This is a genomic window from Aureimonas sp. AU12 (genome assembly GCF_001463705.1).
Lineage (GTDB): Bacteria > Pseudomonadota > Alphaproteobacteria > Rhizobiales > Rhizobiaceae > Aureimonas.
Map to the genome: position 1 here is coordinate 15,752 of NZ_BBWH01000017.1, position 20,298 is coordinate 36,049.

At 69.9% G+C, this 20,298-nt stretch carries 17 protein-coding genes and 1 pseudogene; 6 read left to right on the forward strand and 12 right to left on the reverse strand.

The window, feature by feature from the left end:
- Positions 1-127 precede the first annotated feature (127 nt).
- From AUL33_RS06555 to AUL33_RS06565, 3 genes are read left to right on the forward strand one after another with little or no spacing between them, the layout of a single operon-like run.
- Complete coding sequence (locus tag AUL33_RS06555; RefSeq protein ID WP_244492034.1) at positions 128-1,288, forward strand: efflux RND transporter periplasmic adaptor subunit; 1,161 nt, start codon at positions 128-130, stop codon at positions 1,286-1,288.
- On the forward strand, positions 1,285-2,358 hold the full coding sequence (locus AUL33_RS06560; protein ID WP_244492035.1) for an efflux RND transporter periplasmic adaptor subunit: 1,074 nt from the start codon (positions 1,285-1,287) through the stop codon (positions 2,356-2,358). The genes AUL33_RS06555 and AUL33_RS06560 overlap by 4 nt, the downstream gene beginning before the upstream one ends.
- Complete coding sequence (locus AUL33_RS06565) at positions 2,355-5,447, forward strand: efflux RND transporter permease subunit (RefSeq protein WP_156419307.1); 3,093 nt, start codon at positions 2,355-2,357, stop codon at positions 5,445-5,447. The genes AUL33_RS06560 and AUL33_RS06565 overlap by 4 nt, the downstream gene beginning before the upstream one ends.
- A 22-nt stretch (positions 5,448-5,469) precedes the next feature.
- On the opposite strand, the gene AUL33_RS06570 is transcribed toward AUL33_RS06565, so the two are convergent.
- The 3 genes from AUL33_RS06570 to coxB are packed head-to-tail and all read right to left on the reverse strand — an operon-like array spanning position 5,470 to position 9,082.
- Positions 5,470-5,820, reverse strand: a complete 351-nt coding sequence (locus AUL33_RS06570) for a hypothetical protein (protein ID WP_062205492.1) — start codon at positions 5,818-5,820, stop codon at positions 5,470-5,472.
- A complete protein-coding gene (gene ctaD / locus AUL33_RS06575) occupies positions 5,817-8,405 on the reverse strand; it encodes a cytochrome c oxidase subunit I (RefSeq protein ID WP_082652368.1) in 2,589 nt (862 codons plus the stop codon). The genes AUL33_RS06570 and ctaD overlap by 4 nt, the downstream gene beginning before the upstream one ends.
- Positions 8,402-9,082 (reverse strand): cytochrome c oxidase subunit II, encoded by a 681-nt coding sequence (gene coxB / locus AUL33_RS06580; protein WP_062205495.1) that lies wholly within the window; start codon positions 9,080-9,082, stop codon positions 8,402-8,404. Before coxB ends, ctaD begins: the two co-directional genes overlap by 4 nt.
- Positions 9,083-9,133: 51 nt before the next feature.
- On the opposite strand from coxB, the gene AUL33_RS06585 reads away from it, so the two are divergent.
- Positions 9,134-9,634, forward strand: coding sequence for a DUF2231 domain-containing protein (locus AUL33_RS06585; protein ID WP_062205498.1), 501 nt, complete (start codon positions 9,134-9,136; stop codon positions 9,632-9,634).
- On the opposite strand, the gene AUL33_RS06590 is transcribed toward AUL33_RS06585, so the two are convergent.
- On the reverse strand, positions 9,612-10,118 hold the full coding sequence (locus AUL33_RS06590; RefSeq protein WP_082652369.1) for a CopD family protein: 507 nt from the start codon (positions 10,116-10,118) through the stop codon (positions 9,612-9,614). The two genes, AUL33_RS06585 and AUL33_RS06590, sit on opposite strands and share 23 nt — an antisense overlap.
- Positions 10,115-10,876 carry a cytochrome c oxidase assembly protein gene (locus AUL33_RS06595; protein ID WP_062205501.1) on the reverse strand — a complete coding sequence of 254 codons (762 nt, stop codon included), beginning with the start codon at positions 10,874-10,876 and terminating at the stop codon, positions 10,115-10,117. Before AUL33_RS06595 ends, AUL33_RS06590 begins: the two co-directional genes overlap by 4 nt.
- 379 nt (positions 10,877-11,255) lie before the next feature.
- Here AUL33_RS06595 and AUL33_RS06600 point away from each other — a divergent pair, with 379 nt between their 5' ends.
- A complete protein-coding gene (locus AUL33_RS06600; RefSeq protein WP_062205504.1) occupies positions 11,256-12,683 on the forward strand; it encodes a mannose-1-phosphate guanylyltransferase/mannose-6-phosphate isomerase in 1,428 nt (475 codons plus the stop codon).
- A gap of 55 nt (positions 12,684-12,738) precedes the next feature.
- On the opposite strand, the gene AUL33_RS06605 is transcribed toward AUL33_RS06600, so the two are convergent.
- From AUL33_RS06605 to AUL33_RS06625, 5 genes and pseudogenes are all read right to left on the reverse strand, one after another.
- Positions 12,739-14,139: a sensor histidine kinase gene (locus tag AUL33_RS06605; protein WP_062205507.1), complete on the reverse strand. Its 1,401-nt coding sequence runs from the start codon at positions 14,137-14,139 to the stop codon at positions 12,739-12,741.
- A 235-nt stretch (positions 14,140-14,374) separates the two neighbouring features.
- Entirely contained in the window at positions 14,375-15,154 is a 780-nt protein-coding gene (locus tag AUL33_RS06610) for a LamB/YcsF family protein (protein WP_062205510.1), read from the reverse strand.
- 351 nt (positions 15,155-15,505) lie between these two features.
- Positions 15,506-15,727: a hypothetical protein gene (locus AUL33_RS06615; protein WP_062205513.1), complete on the reverse strand. Its 222-nt coding sequence runs from the start codon at positions 15,725-15,727 to the stop codon at positions 15,506-15,508.
- A 50-nt stretch (positions 15,728-15,777) separates the two neighbouring features.
- Positions 15,778-16,082 (reverse strand): annotated as a pseudogene (locus AUL33_RS06620) (transposase); the annotation flags it as partial.
- Positions 16,083-16,343: 261 nt separating this feature from the next.
- Positions 16,344-17,132: a transporter substrate-binding domain-containing protein gene (locus tag AUL33_RS06625; RefSeq protein WP_062205519.1), complete on the reverse strand. Its 789-nt coding sequence runs from the start codon at positions 17,130-17,132 to the stop codon at positions 16,344-16,346.
- Between the two features lie 307 nt (positions 17,133-17,439).
- Here AUL33_RS06625 and AUL33_RS06630 point away from each other — a divergent pair, with 307 nt between their 5' ends.
- Positions 17,440-18,528 carry a diguanylate cyclase gene (locus AUL33_RS06630; RefSeq protein WP_156419309.1) on the forward strand — a complete coding sequence of 363 codons (1,089 nt, stop codon included), beginning with the start codon at positions 17,440-17,442 and terminating at the stop codon, positions 18,526-18,528.
- A 31-nt stretch (positions 18,529-18,559) separates the two neighbouring features.
- Here AUL33_RS06630 and AUL33_RS06635 read toward each other — a convergent pair whose 3' ends face one another.
- Positions 18,560-19,237 (reverse strand): response regulator, encoded by a 678-nt coding sequence (locus tag AUL33_RS06635; RefSeq protein ID WP_062205525.1) that lies wholly within the window; start codon positions 19,235-19,237, stop codon positions 18,560-18,562.
- On the reverse strand, positions 19,234-20,298 hold a 1,065-nt coding region (locus AUL33_RS06640), incomplete at its 5' end, for an ATP-binding protein (protein ID WP_192843151.1). The genes AUL33_RS06640 and AUL33_RS06635, both read right to left, overlap by 4 nt.

Sequence of the window (20,298 nt, forward strand, 5' to 3'; positions counted from 1 at the left end):
TCCATGCGAGACTTTCGTGACGAGGCGTTGTGTGGTGCGAGCCCGTGTGCGGTTGACTTCTCGCGAGTTCGCCGTCATGCGTCAAGAGTGAACTGAACGGTTTAGTTCCATCAGCGGCGAGAGACGGATGCGCTCGTTCTTCTTCATCGACGGGGCAACCGACGCGATGCCCCGGTCGGACCTCGGGCGCCGGTCGATTTCTGTGTGCCGGACGGGTTCCGGCGCGCTCGCGCTCGTGCTGGCGGCGCTTCTCACCGGCTGCGGACCGGCCGAGCAGCCCCCGGCGCAGGTGCCCGAACTCGTCAAGGTCCTGGCCGTCCGCTTCGAGCCGGTGTCGCGCGCCATCTCGCTGACCGGCACCGTCGCCGCGCGCGTCGAGAGCGATCTCTCCTTCCGCGTCGCCGGCCGGGTCGCCCGACGCAACGTCGACGTCAGCGACCACGTGAAGGCCGGCGACGTCCTCGCCACGCTGGAGACGCAGGAGCAGGAATCCGACGTCGAATCCGCCGAGGCGACGCTGCGGTCGGCCGAGGCGACGCTGACCCAGGCCGAGACCAATTTCGCCCGCCAGCGCCGGCTCTTCGAGGGCGGCTTCATCACCCGCGGGGTCTTCGACAACGCGCAGGAGCAGCTTCGCACCTCGCAGGGGAGCGCCGACGCGGCCCGCGCCGATCTCGCGACGGCGCGCGACCAGCTCTCCTTCACCGAGCTGAAGGCCGATGTCGACGGGATCATCACTGCCCGCACAATCGAGACGGGTCAGGTCGTGGCCGCCGCGCAGACGGCGTTCAGTCTCGCGCAGGACGGCCAGCGCGACGCGATCTTCGACATTTACGAGGCGCTTCTGGCCAGCGCCCCGCCGAGCGACGGCGTCGTCGTGCGGCTGGGATCGGACCCGAGCGTCGAGGCCAAGGCGGTCGTGCGCGAGGTGTCGCCGACCTTCGACACGACGACGGGAACGGTGCGCGTGAAGATGACCCTCATTGATCCGCCGGCGGCGATGAGTCTGGGTGCCGCCGTCACCGGCATGGGCCTGTCCGCCCCCCGCAACCTCGTCTCGCTGCCCTGGACGGCGCTTGGCGCGGGGACGAGCGGCCCGACGGTCTGGGTGGTCGATCCCGCGACGAAGGCGGTGACGCAGCGGCCGATCGAGATCGACCGCTACCGCACCGGGGAGATCCTCGTGGGCAAGGGCCTCTCGGACGGCGATCTCGTCGTGACCGCCGGCGGCCAGCTCCTGCGCGAGGGCCAGATCGTGACCCTCATTGAGCCGGGAGCCGCTTCGTGACCCGCGCGCTCACCCTTCTCGGGCTGGCCGGGCTGGTTCTCGTCGGGGGCTGCTCGAAGGAGGAACCGGCCGCGCCGGTGATCCGGCCCGTCCTGTCGATGATCGTGGAGCCCCGGCCGGTGACCGCCGAAGGGTTCACCGGCACCATCCAGCCGCGCTACTCGCGCGATCTCGGCTTTCGCGTCCTCGGCCGCATCGTGGCGCGCCATGTCGATATCGGTCAGAGCGTGACGGCGGGCCAGCTTCTCGCCTCGCTCGACCCCACCGCCCTGTCGCTGACGGTGCGCTCGCTCGAGGCCGATCTCGCGACCGCGGAGGCGCAGCTGACGAATGCCGCCTCGACCGCGCAGCGCAGCCAGGCGCTCCTTGCCCGGCGCGTCGGCTCGCAGGCCGAGCTCGACACCGCGCAGGAGGCGCAGGCGACGGCTGCCGCCGCGCTGACGCGCGCCAAGGCCAGCCTCGACAAGGCGCGCGAGCAATTGTCCTATACGCAGCTCCTGTCGGAGACCGCCGGCGTCGTCACCGCCGTCGGCGCCGAGGTCGGCCAGACGGTGACGGCCGGCCAGACGGTGTCCACGATCGCGCAGTCGGACGTGCGCGAGGCGGTGATCGACATGCCCGACGAGATCGCCCAGCGCCTGGCGATCGGCGAGGCCTTCGACGCGATCCTGCAGGTGGACCCGAGCGTCAGGGCGTCGGGACGGGTGCGCGAAGTCGCGCCGGAGGCGGACGCCGCCACCCGCACCCGGCGCGTCAAGATCACGCTCGACGATCCGCCGCCGACGCTGCGCATCGGCACCACCGTCGAGATGCGGGCGAAGGACGGCGACGCCTCGCGCCTCGACCTGCCCGCCAGCGCGCTCTTCGACGCCGACGGCCGGCACAACGTCTGGGTGGTCGACGAGGCGGCCAAGACCGTGTCGCGCCGGCCCGTCGAGCTGGACGGCGCGATCGGCGAGACCGCCCGTATCAAGAGCGGGCTGGAGGTGGGCACGCGCGTCGTCACCGCCGGCGCGCACAGCCTGACCGAGGGCCAGAGCGTCAAGCTCGATGGGGAGATCCTTCCGTGACGCCGTTCAACCTCTCCGACTGGGCGCTGCATCACCGCTCGCTCGTCTGGTACTTCATGCTCGTCGCTTCGATCGCGGGGGTCCTCGCCTACGTCAATCTGGGGCGCGAGGAAGACCCGAACTTCACGATCAAGACGATGCTGATCACCGCCACCTGGCCGGGCGCCTCGGTGGAGGACACGGTCGAGCAGGTCACCGACCGGATCGAGAAGAAGCTCGAGGAGATCACCACCCTCGACTACACCAAGAGCCAGACCTCGCCGGGCCGCACCACGATCTTCCTCAACCTCCTCGACACGACGCAGGGGCGCGCGGTCTCCGACACCTGGCTGCGGGTGCGCAACATCCTGACCGACATCAAGGGCGACCTGCCCGACGGGGTCCAGGGCCCGTTCTTCAACGACGATTTCGGCGACGTCTTCGGCAATATCTACGCCTTCACCTCGGACGGGCTGACGCAGCGCCAGCTGCGCGACTATGTCGAGGCGGCGCGCGCCAAGATCCTCACCGTTCCCAATGTCGGCAAGGTCAATCTCGTCGGGGCGCAGGACGAGGTGATCTATCTCGAGTTCTCCACCCAGCAGACGGCGGCGCTGGGCCTCACCCAGCAGACGGTGATCGACGCGCTGCGCGAGCAGAACGCCATCTCCCCCTCCGGCACGATCGAGGCCGACGGCGAGCGCGTGTCGGTGCGGGTGAACGGCCAGTTCGCCTCCGAGCGCGATCTCGACGAGGTCAATCTCTGGATCAACAACCGCTTCTTCCGCCTCTCCGACGTCGCCACCATCACCCGCGGCTACATCGATCCGCCGACCTCGCTGTTCCGCTACAACGGCCAGCCGACGATCGGCCTCGCCATCGGCATGAAGCCCTCGGCCAATCTCCTGACCTTCGGCGAGGCGCTGACCGAGGAGATGCGCGTCATCGAGAGCGAGCTGCCGGTCGGCGTCGGCATCCATCTCGTGTCGGACCAGCCGCATGTCGTGGAAGAGGCCGTCGGTGGCTTCACCAAGGCGCTGGGCGAGGCCATCGCCATCGTGCTCGCCGTCTCCTTCATCAGCCTGGGGCTTCGCGCCGGCTTCATCGTGGCGCTGTCGATCCCGCTCGTGCTCGCCATCACCTTCGTGGCGATGCAGTATTTCGGCATTTCGTTGCAGCGCATCTCGCTCGGCGCCCTCATCATCGCGCTCGGCCTCCTCGTCGACGACGCGATGATCGCGGTGGAGATGATGGTCTCGCGGCTGGAGGTCGGCGACACGCTGGAGAAGGCGGCGACCCACGTCTATACCTCCACCGCCTTCCCGATGCTGACGGGCACGCTCGTCACGGTGGCGAGCTTCATCCCGGTCGGCCTCAACAGTTCGAGCGCCGGCGAGTTCACCTTCACCCTCTTCGTGGTGATCGCGGTGTCGCTGGTGGTGTCTTGGGTGGTCGCGGTGGTCTTCACGCCGCTCCTCGGCGTCACCTTCCTGCCCAAGACGATGAAGAAGCACCACGACAAGCCGGGCTGGTTCACCCGCGGCTTTCGCGCGGTGCTCTTCGTCTGCGTGCGCTTCAAGTGGCTGACGATCCTCGTCACGATCGGCCTCTTCGCGGCGTCGCTTTACGGCATGGGCTTCGTGCAGCAGCAGTTCTTCCCGACCTCGGACCGGCCGGAGGTCATCGTCGACTGGACCGCGCGCCAGAACGCCTCGATCACGCAGACGCGGGCCGAGATGGATCTCTTCGAGGCCCGGCTCAAGGGCGACGAGGACATCGACTACTGGTCCTCCTATGTCGGCACCGGCGCGCAGCGCTTCGTGCTCTCCTACGACGTGCAGCCGGCGAGCCCCAATTTCGGGCAGGTCGTCATCATGACGAAGAGCCTGGAGGCGCGCGACCGCGTCATCGCCCGGCTGAAGGCGATCGGCGAGCGCGACTTCATCGGCACCGACGTCTTCGTCCATTCGCTCGACATCGGGCCGCCGGTCGGGCGTCCGATCCAGTACCGGGTCAGCGGACCCGACATCCAGACGGTGCGCGCCACCGCGCAGGAGGTCGCCGCCATCATCGGGGCGAACGCCAACACCGGCCGCGTGACCTACGACTGGAACGAACCGGCACGGGTGGTGAAGGTCGATCTCCTGCAGGACAAGGCGCGCCAGCTCGGCGTGACCTCGGAGGACGTCGCGGCGGTGCTGAACGGCGTCGTCGGCGGCTCGACGGCGACGCAGATCCGCGACTCCATCTACCTCGTCGACGTCGTCAGCCGCGCCCGTCCGGCCGAGCGCGCCTCGATCGACACGCTGGAGAACCTGCAGATCCCCGCGCAGAACGGGCGCTCCTTCCCGCTCGCGGCAATCGCCACCTTCCGCTACGAGCTGGAGCAGCCGATCGTCTGGCGCCGCGACCGCATCCCGACCATCACCGTGAAGGCCGGCATCCTCTCGGCCGAGCAGCCGGCGACGGTGGTGGCCGCGATCCAGCCCCAGCTCGACGCCTTCATCGCCAAGCTACCGCCGGCCTATGCGGTCGCCACCGGCGGCGCCGTGGAGGAGAGCGGCAAGGGGCAGGGGCCGATCGTCGCCATCGCGCCGCTCATGCTCATCGCCATGACGACGCTGCTGATGGTGCAGCTGCAGAGCTTCCAGCGCCTGTTCCTCGTGGTGGCGGTGGCCCCGCTCGGGCTGATCGGCGTCGTGGCCGCGCTGCTGCCGTCCGGCGCGCCGCTCGGCTTCGTGGCGATCCTCGGCGTCCTCGCCCTCATCGGCATCCTCATCCGCAATTCGGTGATCCTCGTGGTGCAGATCGAGCACCTGATCTCGGAAGGTCACACGAAATGGGACGCCGTGCTCGACGCCACCGAGCACCGGATGCGGCCGATCCTCCTGACCGCCGCCGCCGCCTCGCTGGCGCTGATTCCGATCTCGCGCGAGGTCTTCTGGGGCCCGATGGCCTACGCGATGATGGGCGGCATCATCGTCGGCACGGTGCTGACGCTTCTGTTCCTGCCGGCGCTCTACGTCGCCTGGTTCCGGATCAAGCAGACCCCGCGCGGCGCGGTGGAGGAGCGTCCGGCAGCGGTGGAGGAGCGGCCGGCGAGCGCCTGAGCGCGCCGGCGCGAGGGCTTCGTCAGAGGCATGCGGAGAGGCCGAGGATCGGGGCGTAGTTCACCACGGTGACGGCGAGCGCGACGACGCTCGCCCAGAGAACCGTCTGCGCGAAGAAGCCGTCCAGTCCGGTGCCCGCGTTTGCCACGCGGCGCCGGCTCCAGAGAAGGATCGCGGCGACGGCGGCCAGATGCGCGATCCAGATGGCGAGGAGCACGCCGCGCTGCAGGCTGACGGGGCCGAACGACCTGTCCTCCCAGCCGAAGGCGCAGCCGACCGAGAGCGCCGCGTAGAGCGCGACGAAGGCCGAGGTCCAGACGACGAGCCCGGCGCAGAGGCCGAGAAGCTGGAGAGCGGAGCGCTGGCCGATCATGGCTGGGCGATCTCCCGAAGCGGCACGAGCCAGGGCAGGGCGGTGAGGAAGGCGAGCGCGAGGATGCCGGTGATCGCCGTGTAGTCGTGCCAGAGGATGCCGATCCGCAGGTCGCCCGAGCGACGCTCCGAGACGTAGCCAGCCAAGCACCGCCACGCCCCGAGCCCGGCCAGGATCGCGCCGATCGCCGCATGCAGGACGACATAGGCGAGGAAGGCCGCGGTGATCGCGAGATAGGCGTGGGCCGTCGGCGTCGGCACGTCGGCGATCACCAGCCAGACCGCGAGCGCTGCGGCCGTGACCTGCGCCAAGGCCGACGCGCCGAGGCAGGCGGCCGAAGCCTGCGGCGAGACGCGCGTCGCACCGAGCGCGGCGCGGGCGAGCATCGCGGCGGCGGCGAGCGCGACGGCCAGCCCCACCGTCTTGACGACGGGCAGGTCGACCGCGGCCGGCGCGGGCCAGCCGGGCGCCACGAGCCAGAGGAAGAGCGCGCCGAAGATCAGCGAGGCGAAGACCGTGCCGTCGGCGACGAGGAGGAACAGCGTCCCCCACCACGTCGCGGGGCGCGCCACCTCGGCATGGACGGGCAGCGACAGCCCGCCGCCGGCCATGAGCGGCCCGTGGTCGCGGCGCTGGCCGGATTCGCGGCTCCAGAGGAGGAGAGAACCGACCACCGCCACGATCACGAAGGGCGAGAGCCAGTAGAGCTTTAACAGGAGCGTCAGCACGAAGGCGCCGATCGCCAGCGCCGTCCACAGCGGCAGGAAGGTCGGCTGCGGCAGGACGGCGATGTGCTCGGGCTCGCCCGTCGCCATGTCCACCACCATCGTCTCCTGCCAGCCGTGGCGGGGGATCGCCAGATAGCCCTCGCCCCGTGCCAGCGTCTCGCGAAGGTTCGGGTCGTCGCGCAGCGGCGCGCGGCTCGTCACGCGCGGAATGGCGGCGAAGGCATAGGGGCGCGGCGGGATGGCGGTGGCCCATTCCAGCGTCTCGGCGCCCCACGGGTCGGGCTTCGACGGCTTGCCGAAGCGGACCTGGAACAGCATGTCGATGGCGAAGAGCGCGAAGCCCGCGGTGGAGATGAAGCCGCCGATCGAGGAGACGAGGTTGGGAATGTCCCAGCCGTAGCCGGTGGGGAAGGTCGACCACCGGCGCGGCATGCCCATCAGGCCCGTGAGGTGCATGATGAGGAAGGTCATGTTGAAGCCGATGAAGATCAGCCAGAAGGCCAGCGTCCCGACGCCGTAGAGCGGCTGTCGTCCGGTGACGTGCGGCAGGTAGTAGTAGGCCGCCGCCAGCATCGGGAAGATGAAGCCGCCGACGAGGACGTAGTGCATGTGGGCGACGACGAAATGCGTGTCGTGGACCTGCCAGTCGAAGGGCACGATGGCGAGCATCACCCCGGTCAGGCCGCCGCAGACGAAGACGAAGAAGAAGCCGAGGAGATAGAGCATCGGCACGCTCATCTTTGGCCGGCCGGCCATCAGCGTGCCGATCCAGAGGAAGATCTGCACCGCCGTCGGGATCGCCACCATGATGCTGGCGGCCGAGAAGAAGGCCTGCGCCAGATGCGGGATGCCCACCGTGAACATGTGGTGGACCCAGAGGCCGAAGGAGAGGAAGCCCATCGCCGTGATCGAGACGACGATCCAGGGATAGCCGAGGATCTCGCGGCGCACGAGCACCGGCAGGATGGTCGAGATCATGCCCGCTGCCGGCAGGAAGATGATGTAGACCTCGGGATGGCCGAAGAGCCAGAACAGGTGCTGCCAGAGCAGCGCGTCGCCGCCGCGCGTCGGATCGAAGAAGGGCAGGTCGAAGGCCCGCTCCATCTCGAGCAGCACCGAGCCGAGGATGAGCGGCGGGAAGCCGAGCAGCATCATCGCGGCGGTGACGAGAATGTACCAGCCGAAGAGCGGCATCCGGTTCAGGCTCATGCCGGGCGCGCGGAACTTGAGGATCGACACCATCAGTTCCACCGCGGCCGCGATGGCCGAGATCTCGACGAAGGTGACGCCGAGCAGCCAGACGTCGGCATTGATCCCCGGCGAATGCCGCCCCGAGGAGAGCGGCGTGTACATGAACCAGCCGCTGTCGGGCGCATAGCCGGCGATGAGCGCGCCGACGAGGATCGAGCCGCCGAAGACGTAGCACCAGAAGCCGAGCGCGGTGAGGCGCGGGAAGGCGAAGTCGCGCGCGCCCAGCATCTTGGGCAGGAAGTAGATCGCCAGCCCCTCGAACATCGGGATGGCGAAGAGGAACATCATCACCGTGCCGTGCATGGTGAAGATCTGGTTGTAGAGCGCCGGGCCCACGAAGGCGCTGTCGGGGGAGGCCAGCTGCGCGCGGATCAGCATGGCGAGGACGCCGCCGATCGCGAAGAAGACGAAGGCGGCGACGATGAAGCGCCGGCCGAGCACCGTGTGGTTGACCGCCGAGAAGCGGCCCCAGCCGGACGGCGTCGCCCAGATGCGCTCGAGTTCGCGCTGCTGCGCCGTCAGCGCCGGGGGCAGCGCCGCCGTCTCGCGCGGGACTTCGTCGGGCAGGAGGGGGCCGGGAACGAGGGGAAGGGCGATGTCGCTCATCGGGCGCCGTCCTCGGCCAGCCGGGCGCCGAAAGGCGCGGGCGCGGTGGCACGCGCAAGGGCGGCCTCGTAGGCGCCGCCCTCATGGGCGATGGCGGTGAAGGTCATGTCGGTGTGGCCGGTGCCGCAGAATTCCGAGCAGACGCCGCCGAACGATCCGGGACGATCGGCCTCGAGCCGGATCGTGTTCACATGGCCGGGAATGGCGTCGATCTTGCCGCCGAGGCGCGGCACCCAGAAGGAGTGGATGACGTCGGTTCCGATCACGCGGATATCGATCGGGCGCCCGGCGGGAATGTGCATCTCGTTCACCGTCTCGGTGCCGTTCTCGTAGCGGAAGCGCCAGTGCCATTGTTCGGGGATCGCCTCCACCGTGGTGACGCCGCTGCCGGGATGGGGAAGCAGGCGCTCGCCGGTGGCCAGCGCGAAGACGAGGAGCGCGCCCAGCGTCACGCCGGGAAAGGCAAGGCCGCCCCAGACGAGCCAGCGGCGCGGCGCGATGCCCTCGCCGAGGCCCGGACGCAGGAAGGCCAGCGCCACGAGCGCCATGACGAGCAGGAAGATCGCGCAGGCCCCGGCGAGCATCACCCACCAGAGCAGCGCCGTCGAACCGGCGGCGGGTCCGGCGGGATCGAGCGTCGACAGGTTGCCGGAGCAGCCGGCGACGCCAGATGCCATCGCGACCACAGCCGCCGCCCGTGCGCGGCTTCCCAACCCGAGGCGCCGCCGATGAGCAAGTCCACCTCCGATCCCAGTCCCGTCATCCAGAAGGTGGCGGAGAAGGACATCAGTTCCGCCGTGGCGATCGCCGGGCATCCCATTCACGCCATGGCCGTGCATTTCCCGATCGCCCTCGCCATCGCCACGCTCGGCGCGGACGTCTTCTACTGGTGGAGCGCCGACCCGTTCTGGCTGCGCGCCGGTCTCTGGTCGGCCGGTTTCGCCTTCGCCTTCGGCGTCGCCGCCGGGCTCGTCGGCACGGCCGAACTTCTCATCGTCGAGGGCATCCGCTCGCGCGCGGCGAGCTGGACCCACGCGATCGCCGCGATGATGTTCCTTTCGATCATCGGACTGAACTGGGGCGTGCGCCTCGCCGATCCCGAGGCGGTGCTGCCGCTGGGGCTGGCCCTGTCGGTTCTCGGCGCAGTGTTCACGGGCCTTGCGGGCTGGCACGGTGGCAAGCTGATCCTGCATCATGGTGTCGGCATCATGGTGTCAGACGATCAATGAGGCCGAGCGCGACCTCCCGCAGGCCGCCCGGCCGGAACACGAATTCCGGCAGGATGTCGAGCGGGATGTCGGGCTTGGCGAGCACCACCCAGAAGATCGCGCTCATCACCACCGAGAGCGTGACGAGACTGGCGCCGACCCGCCAATGCGCGAACCGGCCGCCCTCGTCGAAGACCGACAGAACGAGAAGCCCGATCCAGACATGGAGGGCGACGAGAAGGCCGACGAAGACGAGCTTCAGCGCGAACCAGTTGGTGAAGGTCTCGCGCGCCAGGATCAGCGCCGTGCCCGACCCGATCGCCAGGAAGGCGGCAGGCGAGATCACGGTGATGTAGGCGAACCGCGTGAAGGCATGAAGGCGGTGGAGCGAAGAGCCCTCGCCCGCCGCCTGACGCTGCCCGAGCAGGATCGGCATGAGAAGGATGCCGCCGGCCCAGATCGCCAGCGAGGCGACGTGCAGAAGCTTCAGCCAGACGATGATCATGCGCGCGAGACCCCGGCCGACGGCGCGGCGTCGACGAGGCGGCGCAGGCAGAGCAGCGCGGCGACGAGGTTCGGCACAATCGCCGGCACCCACATGAGGAGGCCGGCCAGCTGCTGGTCCTCCAGCGCGCTGACGCCGAACGGATCGGTCGAGAGGAAGTGCAGGGCGTAGAGCGGCACCGGCGCGAAGGTGATGAGCGCGCCGAGCAGACCCATCAGCGCGATGAGGGTCAGATGCGCGAGCCCGGCGCGCAGCGGCGGCGTCGAGGCGGCCATGAGGTCGCGCCAGACGAGCCAGCCGGTGCCCAGAAGCGTCGCCTCCATGACCCAGTAGACGGCATCGCTCGCCATGGCGGCGGCATAGGGCGCCGGGGCGTGCCAGACCCAGACCGCGACGACATGGGCGAGCACGAGGAGGGGAAGGCGCGCCGCCGGGGCAGGACGACGACCGGGGAAGGCCAGCGCCAGAAGCGGGGCGGCGACCGAGATCAGAAGCAGGTGATGGGCGACCCGCGCCGAGAAGAGCGCCGAGGACAAGGCGCAGAGGGGGGAGATGAAGGCCAGCGCCAGCACCAGCATCGCCAGCCCGTGCCAGCGCAGCCGGGCGTCGTCCCGTTTGCGCAGAAGTACGAACCCTGCGATCGAAGCGACGGCCAAGGCACCGATCACCATCGGATCGAGGTTCCAGGCGCGCAGCAGTTCGCCCGGCAGGGGAGCCTGTCCGCAATAGGGTACCGTCGCGGTCCAGGGTTCGGGCATTCGATCTCCATCGTCCTCGATCGTATCTCGCAGATCGAGATATCGCCGAACCGCCGGGCGGCAACGGATTGCGGCTTGAATTCGGCGTGTTTGGCCAGCGGTACGGGGAATGAAAGCGCTTCCGGTACCGACCGGAATCAGCGGCTTCGGCGGCGAGTTCGCCGTTAGGCCGATCGCCCGCTCCGTCAGCGGCGATCCCCGGACCGGGCTGCCTTGTGCGGGGGCCGCAGCGGATTGGCAACCATCCCGGGCGGATCCGACACCAGAAACATCGCCCGAACGCGAAATCGTGAGCGCTTGTTAGGAGACCTGCGTCTTTGATGGGCGCGCCGTCCCTTTCGCGGCGATCCGACCAGTCCGAGACGGTGCCGAGAAGCTGATGTCATCGATGAGCGAGCCTTCCATCCATCCGATCGTCATTGCCGGCGGGTCCGGCACGCGGCTGTGGCCGGTGTCGCGCGACTCGATGCCCAAGCAGTTCGTGCCGTTGCTCGGCTCGGGCCGCTCGACCTTCGAGGAAACGCTGCTGCGGGTTGCCGGTCCCGGCTTCGCCAAGCCGATCGTCGTCACCCATTCCGACTTCCGCTTCGTCGCGGCCGAGCAGATCGCCCGGCTCGGCATCGAGGCCGACATCGTGCTGGAGCCCGAACGCCGCGACAGCGCCCCGGCCGTCGCCGTCGGCGCGGTGATGGCGGCCGCGCGCGAGCCCGGCGCCCTCTGCCTCGTGCTCGCCGCCGACCATCTTGTCACCGAGACCGAGCTGTTCACTGGGGATTGCCGCCGCGCCGCGCAGGCCGCCGCCACCGGGCGCATCATGATGCTCGGCATCCGCCCGACCTGGCCCGCCACCGGCTACGGCTACATCGCGGCGGGCGCGAGCCTCGACATCGAGGGCGCGTTCGCGGTGGAGCGCTTCGCCGAGAAGCCCGATGCCGCCACCGCCGAGCGCTACATCGCGGACGGCTACGCCTGGAACAGCGGCAACTTCCTCTTCCCCGCCGATCTCATGCTGGCCGAGCTGGAGGCGAACGCGCCGGCCGTGGTTAAGGCGGCGCGCGGCGCGGTGGCCGGGGCGCAGCGCGATCTCGACTTCCTGCGCCTCGATCCTGTCGCCTTTGCCGGCGCGCCGCGCATCTCCATCGACTATGCGGTGATGGAGAAGACGGCGCGCGCCGGTGTGCTGCAGGCCCGCTTCGGCTGGTCCGACATCGGCTCGTGGGACGCGCTCTACGACGCCAAGCCGCAGGACGCAGACGGCAACGTGCTCGAAGGCCCGGTCTCGGTCATCGGCACCACCGGCAGTTTCGTGCGCTCCGACGAGGTGTTGACCACCGTGATCGGCCTCGACGACGTCGTCGTGGTGACGACGCCCGACGCCGTGCTCGTCGCCGCCAAGTCGAAGGCGCCCGACGTGAAGACCCTCGTCGCGCAGCTGAAGCGCGAGGGCCGGCCCGAGGCCAGCCAGCACCACCGCATCCATCGCCCCTGGGGCTGGTATCAACGCATCGACATCGGCGACCGGTTCCAGGTCAAGCACATCTGCGTCAAGCCCGGCGGCATTCTCAGCCTGCAGCGCCACTATCACCGCGCCGAGCACTGGGTGGTGGTGCGTGGCACCGCCGAGGTGACGGTCGACGGCACGGTGAAGCTCTTCCACGAGAACGAGGCCGCCTACCTGCCGATCGGCTGCACCCACCGCCTGCACAATCCCGGCAAGATCGACCTGAAGCTCATCGAGGTCCAGGTCGGCTCCTACACCGGCGAGGACGACATCGTGCGGCTGGAGGACATCTACGCCCGCGATTGAGCCGCGGCACTCGTCTCCGTCCGGTCACGGGCACCCGAGGATGATAACACCGGCCTCAGGCCGGGCGCGCTTCGAGCCTGGGAAGCGGGATCACGACGCGCGTGCCGCCTGCCGTGCCGGCCTCGATCGTCGGGGTTCCGCCGAACTGGCGCGACAGGCTGGAGACGAGCTTGCGGCCGAGGCCGCCGCCGGGCGCCCCGTCGGCGGGCATGCCGCAGCCGTCGTCCTCGATTTCCAGCACCGCCATGCGGGCGGCGTCGAAGTCGAGGCGCACCACAATGCGGCCGCTGTCGCGATCCTTGAAGGCGTGCTTCACCGCGTTCGTGGCGATCTCGTTGGCGAGGATCGCCAGATGCACCGCGTCGCGGCTTTCCACGAGGAAGGGCGAGAGATCCGTCTCGATCTCGATCGGATGCTCGGTCCCGACGGCGGCGCGAAGATCGGCGATGACGCTCTCGACGATCTCGTCGGCGCGCACCGTCGAGAGGTCGGCGCCGAGGCGCAGACGGCGCTGCGCGTTGGCGATGGTGGAGACGCGCGCCTGCGCCGCCTTCAACTGGGTGCGGACCTCCTCGTCCCGCGTGCCGGAAATCTGCAGGCCGAGCATGCCGGAGACCATGGCGAGGTTGTTGCCGACGCGGTGATTGACGTCCTGCAGCAGAAGCTCGACGCGGGCCCGCTCGCTCTCGGCCCGCCGCGTCTGCTCGACCGCATCCTGGCGCGCGGCCTCCGCCTCGCGCGTGCGGCGTCCCACCTCGGCCTCGAGATCCTGGTTCAGCCCGGCGAGGCGCGCGCGCAGCGTGTCGGACACGGCGAGCTGGCGGCGGATGAGATGCAGCGTGAAGAGGGTGAGCACCAGCGCGGCGATGGCGGCGGCGGCGATGGCCGCCGTGGACAGGCCGTTCCAGCGCTCGAGCTCGGCCTCGCGGGCGATGATGGCGTCGTCCTCGCTCTGGAGGATGCGCGAGATCATCAGCCGGATGTCGTCCATCGCCGCCTTGCCGCCGGCCGCCGACACGACGGCGACCGCATCGTCGCGGCGATCCTCGCGCACGAGCGCGACGGTGCGCGCGAGTTCGTCGAGCTTGCGTCCGAACAGCTCGCCGATGCGGGCGACGCGGCGGCCCTGCGCCTCGTCGTCGCCGACGGCCGTACCGAGCCGGGTGAGATCGCCCGCCACGGTCGCGACGGCACGCTCGTAGGGTTCGAGGAAGCTGACGTCGCCGGTGAGGATATAGCCGCGCTGGCCGGCCTCGGCATCCTGAAGCCGGCTCAGGAAGGTCAGCGCGCTCGCCTGGATGGTCGCGGCCTCGCGCATCGCCTCGACGCCGCCGCGCGCCTGGAGGTTCGACCAGAGAGCGATCGTCGCGACCACGACGAGAAGGGCGCCGACGAGCGCCGCCAGCACGCTCGTGACGGGCAGGGTGCGCGATCCGGTCCGTGGTCCCTCAGTCATGCAGCGTCCCGTTCGGACCCCATGTCCATGGATTCGAACATAGGGTGGGGATCGCGCCAAGCGAGCGTTGGCGCTCGGCGGGTTGCGACCGGTATCGGCTTTCCGAGGAAATGATGACGCTGCCGGCGCCTCGTGGAGACCGACGCGTTCCCTGCGAAGCGGTGCACGCGACAGGCAGGATGCGCATCCGTCCCGCCAAGCCTCGGCAGGGTCGTGGCGTATCAGGCGGCCGCGCTCAGGCCGGCGCGCCCTCGCCGGCGAGGAACGAGCGCAGGACGACGCCCTCGGCTTCGAGCGTGCGGCGCAGCTCGCGTGCGATCTCGACCGCGCCGGGGCTGTCGCCGTGGACGCAGATCGATTGCGCCTCGATGCGCACCATCGTGCCGTCGATCGCTTCGATCACCCCCTCACGGGCGAGCCGCAACATGCGCGCGGCGACGAGGCGGGGGTCGTGCAGAACCGCGCCGGCCTCGCGGCGCGAGACGAGTGCGCCCTCGCGCGTATAGGCACGGTCGGCGAAGGCTTCCGTGACCACCGCGAGGCCCTGGCCCCGCGCGAGATCGACCAGCGGCGAGCCCGCGAGCGCCATCAGCGTCAGCGAAGGGTCGGCGGCGCGGATGCCGGCGACGACGTCGCGCCCCTGCCGCATGTCGGCGGCGATCCTGTTGTAGAGCGCGCCGTGCGGCTTGACGTAGCCGACGCGGGTGCCGGCGGCGCGGGCCAGCGCCTGCAGCGCGCCGATCTGGTAGACGACGTCGGCAACGAGCTCGTCCGAGGCGACATCCATGTCGCGCCGCCCGAAGCCGACGCGGTCGGGATAGGAGACGTGGGCGCCGACCGCGACGCCGCGCGTCGCCGCCGCCTTCAGGGTGCGCAGGATGCCTGCGGGGTCGCCGGCGTGGAAGCCGCAGGCGACGTTGGCGGAGGTGACGAGCGCCAGCATCGCTGTGTCGTCGCCCATCGCCCAGGCGCCGTAGCCCTCGCCGAGATCGCTGTTGAGATCGATGACGGACATGGGAACCGGTCTCCTCGAATGTCGGCGAAAGGCGACGATGGGGCGGGGCGGGCGGCCGTCGATGCGACATGGCCGCACCGCCAACGCCGCCGCTGCCGGGCGACCGCCGCCGCACCGGTTTTGGCCGTTCCGCGCGGGCGGTGCAAGCGGTTGCCGGGGGAGGGCGGGCCAGCGGTCGTGGCGGGAGCGACCGCACGCCGCGCACGATCGCCAGAGACGCTCAGCATGTCGCGCCCACCGCCTTGGATCGCCCCGAGATCGAAGGCTCCGATGCGACGCCCGGGACGTGCGTCGAGTCGACACCGCCGCCGCGACAGGTTGCGCGTCGGCGGCCGGCGGGAACCCCGTGCCTTACCGTGCGCTCTCCTGCGACGCGTCCCACGCGGCGGGGACGCGAGCATCCGCCAGGATACGCAGCGGCCCTCTGGCAAACGCGCGGCCGATCCACGCCACCCACCAGCGATCGAAGACCGCGATCGGCACGGCGAGGAGAAGCGTGCCACCCATCGTCACGAGGAAGGTCGCGCCGATCTGGACGGATCGACCGAAAGCCGCCGTCGCCTCGGAGGTCATGCTGGAGACCGAGCAGATGACGATGATCTGGCCGAGATAGAGGCCGAAGGCATGCCGCCTTCGGCACGCCCGATCAGGCGTCCACGCTCCCTTTTCTGACCGCCAGCCTCGATGCCGTGCGGGGCGCCTTCAGATAGGTCGCGTCGATCATGACGGTCCCGGGATCGGCACCGACTGCGACCAGCCCTTCCATCATTCGGAGGAAGACGCCCATCTCGCCCCAACGCTTCCAGCGATTGTGAAGCGTCTTTGCGGGTCCGTAATCCCTCGGCGCGTCCCGCCAGCGCAAGCCGTCGCGGTCGATGAAGATGATGCCGCTTGGAACCTGGCGGTCATCAACCCGCGGCCTGCCGTATCGCCATCGATCGGCCTCCCATTCCTCGCTACCTGACTCAATCATGATATCGATCCTGACGAAGCCAAGAGGCCCCGGCGGACGTCGGGGCGTCGAGCGAACGTCGGCGTCGGGGGCCTCCCATCGCGAGGCTGCCGGCGATGGGGAGCGGAACGCTCGATGCCGTCCGCTCACGGCGTTGCCGCCACCTGATCTCTCACGAGGAACGGGGCGCCGGGCGGCCCGGCCCCCCGTTCCTTCCGCACCGCGCTGAAGGCCGCGTCACTTCATGTTGGCGTCGAAAATCCGGTCGAATTCGCCCGTCACCTTGGCGAGGTGCAGCCACTGGTCGACATAGGCCTTGAAGTCGCTGTCGCCGCGCGGCAGCAGGATGCCCATCTCGCCGTATTGCAGAGGCTGGTCCGGGTTCACCGCGCAGAGGCCGGGATGCAGCTTCTCCTGCAGCTTCACCTCGACGGACTCGGCGACCATCACGTCGGCGCGGCCCTCCGCGATTTCCTGCCAGATGACCCGGTTGTCGGGGAAGAGCTGGATCTGCGCGTTGGCGAGGTTGGCGCGGGCGAACTTCTCGTTCGTGCCGCCGGGGTTCACCACGACGCGGGTCGCCGGCTGGTTGATCGCCTCCGCCGTCTGGTATTTCGAGACGTCGTCGCAGCGCACGATCGGCGCCTTCCCGTTCACCAGATACATCTGCGAGAAGAAGGCCTCGCGCTGGCGCGGCAGCGTCACCGAAATGCCGCTCATCGCCACGTCGCACTTGGACTTGAAGTCGGCCAGGAGGTCCGACCACTTGGTCTGGATGAAGACGGCCTCGGCATCGAGCGACTTGGCGAGCGAGCGGGCGAGATCGATGTCGATGCCGACGAAGTCGTTGGCACCGTCGGGCCGGTAGGAGAAGGGCCGGTAGTCGCCGGTCGTGCAGACGTTGAGAACCTTGCGCTCGACGACCTGATCGAGGCGCGACGGCCCGTCCGCGGCGAAACCTTGCGTCGTCGCAAGCGCCATCAGCGCACCGGCCGCCAACCGCGACATCATCGAACCCAAGATCATTGCGTACACCTCATCTGTCCCAGCGATTCCGGTGCCGCCAGCTTACGGGACCGGGACGAGGCCCGTCCAGATCATCGGGCATGTCCGCTCGTCGTCGGGGGGGCCCGGCACGCCGGTGGCGTCTTCGCCAAGACCCGACCGCCAGCCGATCGGATCGGGATCATCGGTCGTGTCTCGAGCGGGCCTTCGACACCCGATCGCGAACGCCGCCCGAATGACCGGGCGGACATCCGCCACGCCGACACCGGAACGTTAAAGTTTCGATCGCAGACTAAAGGAAGCACCAGACAGTTTCCGGACCGAGCGCTTGCCCCTGCCAGATGACGCGACCATTCACCTCTGCGCCCTCCTTTCGAGTGCGGCGTTCGGTGCGATGTTCGTGGCGCTGTGGCTGATCCGGGGGCGCGAAGCCTACTATCTCCTCTGCGGCGCCGCGGCGCTGACCTACGCCGCGACGCTCGCCGGGCTGATGGTCCCGGATCGCGGAGCCGGCCTGTCGACGCTCCTCTTCATTGGGCTCGGCGCCTACAACAGCTACCTCCTCGCCGCCGTCCGCGCGTTCGAGGGGCGGCGCGTGATGGATGCGTGGATTGCCGCGCTGCCGATCCTGTCGGGCGCCGCATTCGGCGTCTTCGCGCTGTCGTCCGGCACGTTGGCGGCCGGGCAGACCGCCAATTCGGTGGTGCTCGGCCTCTCGACGCTGGGCGTGGGGCTGGTCTTGTGGCGGACCCGCGGTTCGCGCGCGCCGCGCAGCCGACGCCTGCTCGCGATCTTCCAGCTCGCCTACGTGCCGGCCTATGTCGTCTCGGTGATGCTGTCCCTGTCGATCGATGTCGGCATCGACTGGCTGGCGCTCGTGCCGCTTCTCAGCGACCAGCTATTGCTGGGCGTCCTCAACATCGCCCTCCTGGCGATGCCGGGCGAGCGCGCCGAAGCCGCGTTGAACGATGCGGCCTTGCGGGATCCGATGACCGGCGCCTGGAACCGGGCGGGTCTGGCCAAGCTCGAGGCGTCGCTGCGCGGACCGGTCGCGGTGATCGTCTTCGACGTCGATCATTTCAAGGCGATCAACGACGGACACGGCCATGCCGCGGGCGACGCGGTCCTGACGGCGCTCGTGAGGGGGGCGCAGGCCGTCCTGCCGCCCGGCGCGCATCTGGTGCGGCTCGGCGGCGACGAGTTCGCCGCGGTGGTGCCGGGCGCGCTCGACACCGAGACGGCCCGCGAGATCGCCGAACGATTGCGCCGGCTGGAGACGCCGCAGCCGGGCTGCACGATCAGCCTGGGCATGGCGTGGTCCGAGCCTGCCGAGATCGGCCTGGCCAAGGCCCTGTCGCGCGCCGACGAGAGGCTCTACCGCGCCAAGGCGGCGGGACGGAACCGGGTCGCCGCCTGAAGCTCTCGAATGGTGCCAGTGTCGGCCGACGTCAGACGAGCCGGTATCCGATGCCGGGCTCCGTCAGGATCAGGCGCGGCGCGGCCGGATCGTCCTCGAGCTTCTGGCGGAGCTGGCCGACATAGACGCGCAGATACTGCGTGTTGCCCTCGCTGGCCTGTCCCCAGACCTCGCGCAGGAGCTGGCCGTGAGTGACGACCTTGCCCATGCTGCGGAAGAGGACGGCGAGGACGTCGAACTCGCGCCGCGTCAGCTTCACTTCGTCCGGGCCTCGCCGCACCACGTGGGCGGCGATGTCCAGAACGATGTCGCCCGACACGAAGGGGCCGCCCTCAACGGCCGGCTTGCGATGGCGAAGCGCCGCGCGAAGGCGCGCCATCAGCTCGCCGACGCCGAAGGGTTTCTCGACATAGTCGTCGGCGCCGAGGTCGAGCGCCCGCACTTTTTCCGACTCCCGGTCGCGGGCGGAGAGAACGACGATGGGCACGTCGGAGGTGCGGCGCAGGCGCTGGATCACGGCCATGCCGTCGATGTCCGGCAGGCCGAGATCGAGCACGAGCGCGTCCGGCTTCAATTCCGTGGCCATCGACAAGGCCTGCATCCCGTTCATCGCCTGCACGACGTGGTAGCCCTCGGCGGTCAGCGAGGGCTTGAGGAAGCGGTGGATCGCCGGCTCGTCGTCCACCACGAGGATCGTCTGTCGGGTCATGACGGTGTTTCCTGTCGCGCCGGCAGGCGGATGCGGAAGGTGGCCCCCGCGGGGCGCGCGGGATCGGGCGGCAAGAGCTCGACGGTTCCGCCATGTGCCTCGACGATGCCCCTGGTGATGGCGAGGCCGAGGCCCGCGCTCTCGCCGCCGTCGGCCGCCGAGCGCCGCGCCCGGGTGAACTTCTCGAACACGTGGGACCGCAGGTCAGCGGGCACGCCGGGGCCGTCGTCGGCGATGTCGACGACGACGCTGCCGTCCGCCTCGCTCCGCGCGGTCAGCATAATGGTGGCATTCGGCCCGGCATGGCGGACGGCGTTGCCGACGACGTTGCCGATCGCCTGGTCGAAGAGGCCGGCGTCGACGAAGGCGAGGAGGGGCGCGGCGGGGCCGGGCACGTCGAAGCGTTGGGTTGCCCCCCGCTTGCGGGCGAGGTCGACGATCCGCGAGAGTGCTTCGCCGACGTCGATCCAGTCGCGGTTCAGTTCGAGCGCTCCGGCCTCGAGCCGCGTCATCGACAGGAGATTGCGCACCATCTGGTCGAGATGGCGGGCCTCGTCGCGGATCTGCCCGAGAAGGTCGATGCGGGCGTCGCGGTCGAGCCGGTCCTCGTAATCGATGAGGGCCGTCGCGGATCCCAGCACCGAGGCGAGCGGTGTGCGGAAGTCGTGGCTGATGGAGGCGAGAAGGATATTGCGCACCCGTTCGGTCTCGGCGGCGGTGCGCGCGGTGCGCACCTCGGTCGAGAGCAGTGCGCGGTGGAGGGCGGCGGCGGTCTGCTCGGCCAGCGCGGCGAGCAGCGTGCGCGCCTCGAGCCCCAGGGGCGCGCCGTCGCTCGCGCGCTCGATGCCGAGGACGCCCACCTGCCCGTCGGGCGCTGCGAGCGGCAGGAAGGTCCAGCCGCTGTTCGGCAGGGTCTGCGTGCCCGCGCCTGCGTTCTCGCCGCGCTCGAAGGCCCAGCGGGCGGCCGCGCGGGCCGGGGTGTCGAGGCGGTCGTCCGGCGGCCAGGCGGCGGCGATCTCGAGATCGCCGCCCCCGGGACGCAGCAGCACGCAGGCCCGGCC